We start from the raw sequence: 3,367 nt of genomic DNA on the forward strand, positions 1-3,367 counted from the left end.
TTGCTCTAGAGTATTCTTTCAGTTTTCTTGTTTGTTCTGGAGTCATTATTTTTTGGCCATTGTTGATCGCTTTAATTATCCTCTAAGTATCGATCTCCTCTCAATGAGTATAAATACTCATCGCAAAAGTGTTATGCTCCCGTCGGTACTCAACGATCGACATGGTGCCTCCGCAATCATACCAGCCTTCCAGACACCAAATTTGGCTGACACGTTAGGATTTGGACATCGGCTCTAACCTCCTTGTGCTTCCTCAATCTCTAACAGGCTGACTATTACTCCAGCGATCGGAATTGCCAAAAAGACACCGAGTAGTCCCGACACTCGCGTCCCAACTAATAGCGCAAAAAATACTACCACAGGATTGAGATGCACCGTGCTCTGCATCACGCGTGGCGACACAAAATTATCTTGCAATTGTTGCAGAATCACGCAAATCGCAAATACCTTCAGTGCCGTCAACCAACCGCTTTGAACCAAGATAATCAAGCACACAAAGCTCACACCTAAAGTTGCACCAATACCTGGAATCAAGTCAAAAACACCAATCGTAACGGCAAGCAAAAATGAAAATGGGATTTGCAATAGGATGAATACTAATAATGTCGCAATACTCAATAAAAACGAAATTAGTAATTGACCGCGCAAAAATCCGACGAAATTTCTTTGCACCGCGATCGCCACCCGACTGCGATGGCGATCGGGAACTAGTTTTAGTACGAGTTGCCACAGCCTAGCACCATCAATCAGCATGAAAAAAGCAATGACGATGACAATGATAAAAGTGACATAATTTTGGAATAAAATAGGCACAGAATTAACAGTCCAATTTAACCCAACTTCAAATGCCGTGCGAATCTGAGCAGAGATCGCCTCTAGATCTAACTTAATATTAGCTGCTACTAACATACTCTGAAATCGATCGAGTGGATTATTTGCGCCGTTGAAGGACTGGAGTAACAATGTCGCCAATTGTTGAAATTGATTGCTAAGTGTCAACACGATCGCGATCGCGAATACGACGATCGTCATTAGGCTCAAGGCAATCACAATCCCCAGCGCGATGTTTCGTCCGACAAATCGCTGGAGATAGCGCAGTGGATAATTTAGCAATAGTGCCAAAATTGCTGAAAACGCAAACACAAAAATTACGTATTCAAAATATTGGAACAAAGCAACAGATGCCCATCCCGCTCCAAAAAACAGCAAGAAGCGAACTAAGGCGTTGGTGCCAATCTGATTCCACAAATGTCGATTAATAGGTTGTTCTGGCTCATTGTCCATAGTGGTTCGCGCTCCTGGTGTAATGCTCGATTGGGCAAAGCCCACGCTGTGCCTAACGGCAGGCTTCCGCCAATGCGAACGCCGACAGAGTGTTTACTAACTCTAAACGGTAAATCCCCGCTCGATCGCAGAAAGATAATTCAACAGGTTAGACCAACTTGCCAAATTTTAAGATCTACTCGCTTCTCACTCATTTATATCTTAATTTATCAACGTTACCTTACAGATACTCCATTAACCTCGGTCTGAGTCCAAATAGAGTTAAGATCGCAATACTACTAAGTGCAACTGCGGCAATAATTTCATAATTGTCTAAATGTTGATCGCCAAGTTTGATATTATCTTCAAATTCTTTCTTATTTAGATCCATCAATTCGGTATGTTTATTCTTATATCGATCGAATGCCCAGTTTGATTCACCTGGCTTTGTCCCGATCCCTAAAGCGATCGCTTCAGCAATTTTACCACTACTAGATAGCTGTCTAATTTGTTTATTGGTCGCTAAATACTCCTTAAACAATTTCAGGGTATCGATCGCCAATTCTCGTTCGCCCTTAAAAGTAATATTATTCAATACACCAGCAAATAGTCCAGTTAGCTCTGGAGTCGGCTTTTTTTGCTGGACATTAGCTAAAATACTATCGATCGATTGGTTAGCTGGAATCGTCAGAATCTTTTTAATCTTGTCATTAAAAGATTGCTCATGGACGATCGCATTCGATCGATCTAGTAGATAACGACTCTCATCAGCATTCGCTTTATAAGAGAGCGATCGCATCTGACGCAGAGCGTACAAGGAATTAAAAGCATCGGCTTTAGCTACTTTTAGATTGTTGGTTGCACTGACAAATGAGCTGAGAGTATAGCCTAGAAAAATAATTGCAATTGTCGTAGCACCAAGCAAGGGTAAATTTAGAATCCGGCGCATTCGCTGATATAAAAATATCTGGATTATAGCTAAAATCGCAATTTGAACTACTCCCACGATTGCAATTAGTAAAGCAATGCCGCCATTGATAAAACTTTGGTTAGCATAAGTCTTTTCTAGCTCTTGAGCATTTACGCGACTGAGTTGTTCTGCTTGTGGTATGATTTCCCGATCGATTAAAGTAGCCGCACTCCGATAAATATTTAGAGTACCAATAGTATCGCCCCGCTTATGAGCATCTCGCGCTTCCTGCAATTTCAATAGGTATGCACTACCATTTAGTTGCAAACTTTGAATAATCCCTTCTTCTTGTGGATAAGTAATATTTCTTGCCGCAGCTACCAATCGATTGGCAATTTTCTGACGATTTATCTCAAAGTCTGCTAACGCTTGTCGGTTTTCCCCTGGCTTCAATAGTAATTCATTTGCCAAGCTAGCATCCATATCGGCAAATGAATCTTGCAATTGCTGTGCTGTCAAAATACTCGGAGCGGCATCTTTACCGACAGTTTTAATTACCTGTCGTTGAGCCTGAACTCCATAAATACCCACAATTAATAGTAATAAACTCACCCCCCAGGTTGTATACCAACCACTCCGCAAAAGTTGGGGCGTATTAAACTTTTGAGCTAATTTTTGATTCGTGGGAATAGAAGTCATAATGATTGTGCTCCAAACGATCGAGATCTACCGCGCGATGATAATATTTATCCTAAGTTGCTACTTATTGAAGTGCCAACGATTGAAATCGTGGCTCATAATGCGAAGTCCGCCTGTCTTGAAAAGGTGCTTCACTTGGGGTTTCCCCAAGAACGCACTTTTCGCTACGCGGACTAGTTTATTAGTCCGCGTAGGCGGACTTCGCAACACTAGCAGCGGTTTCTAACCGCTGAGGCTACGGGTAGCAACTTGGGTTATCTATCTAAAACTCAGATTGGGTAATTAGCCTAGCAGATATGTAGTACTAGTTACAGAATTTATAAATCTTAATAGAAATTCTCATCAAATTATTCTAAGCTAAACCCCGTCTAACATGAAACCCGTAGTTTCTCTTCTTCAGGATCGAGGTGATTTTTCACCCATAATCGATCGGCAAGAGAAATAGGCGATCGATTGATACGATGCTGAAAATCATCAACAGCTCGAATTAAATCG

At 41.4% G+C, this 3,367-nt stretch carries 3 protein-coding genes; 1 reads left to right on the forward strand and 2 read right to left on the reverse strand.

The annotated features are described in order from the left end of the window. The first annotated feature begins 103 nt into the window (after positions 1-103). Positions 104-238 (forward strand): hypothetical protein, encoded by a 135-nt coding sequence (locus ACEW9J_RS09475; RefSeq protein ID WP_373544881.1) that lies wholly within the window; start codon positions 104-106, stop codon positions 236-238. Here the strand turns inward: ACEW9J_RS09475 and ACEW9J_RS09480 are convergent. Together ACEW9J_RS09480 and ACEW9J_RS09485 are read right to left on the reverse strand one after the other, a co-directional pair. After that, a complete protein-coding gene (locus tag ACEW9J_RS09480) occupies positions 235-1,284 on the reverse strand; it encodes an AI-2E family transporter (protein ID WP_373544882.1) in 1,050 nt (349 codons plus the stop codon). The genes ACEW9J_RS09475 and ACEW9J_RS09480 overlap by 4 nt on opposite strands. Before the next feature lie 220 nt (positions 1,285-1,504). Further along, positions 1,505-2,872, reverse strand: a complete 1,368-nt coding sequence (locus ACEW9J_RS09485; RefSeq protein ID WP_373544883.1) for a hypothetical protein — start codon at positions 2,870-2,872, stop codon at positions 1,505-1,507. Between the last annotated feature and the right edge of the window lie 495 nt (positions 2,873-3,367).

The organism is Chamaesiphon sp. (genome assembly GCF_041737865.1).
In the GTDB taxonomy this organism is placed as follows: domain Bacteria; phylum Cyanobacteriota; class Cyanobacteriia; order Cyanobacteriales; family Chamaesiphonaceae; genus Chamaesiphon.

What these genes read in the sequence shown, in the direction of transcription:
- ACEW9J_RS09475 (WP_373544881.1), top strand. Translation starts at nt 104, where the DNA reads ATGAGTATAAATACTCATCGCAAAAGTGTTATGCTCCCGTCGGTACTC.
- ACEW9J_RS09480 (WP_373544882.1), bottom strand. Translation starts at nt 1,284, where the DNA reads ATGGACAATGAGCCAGAACAACCTATTAATCGACATTTGTGGAATCAG.
- ACEW9J_RS09485 (WP_373544883.1), bottom strand. Translation starts at nt 2,872, where the DNA reads ATGACTTCTATTCCCACGAATCAAAAATTAGCTCAAAAGTTTAATACG.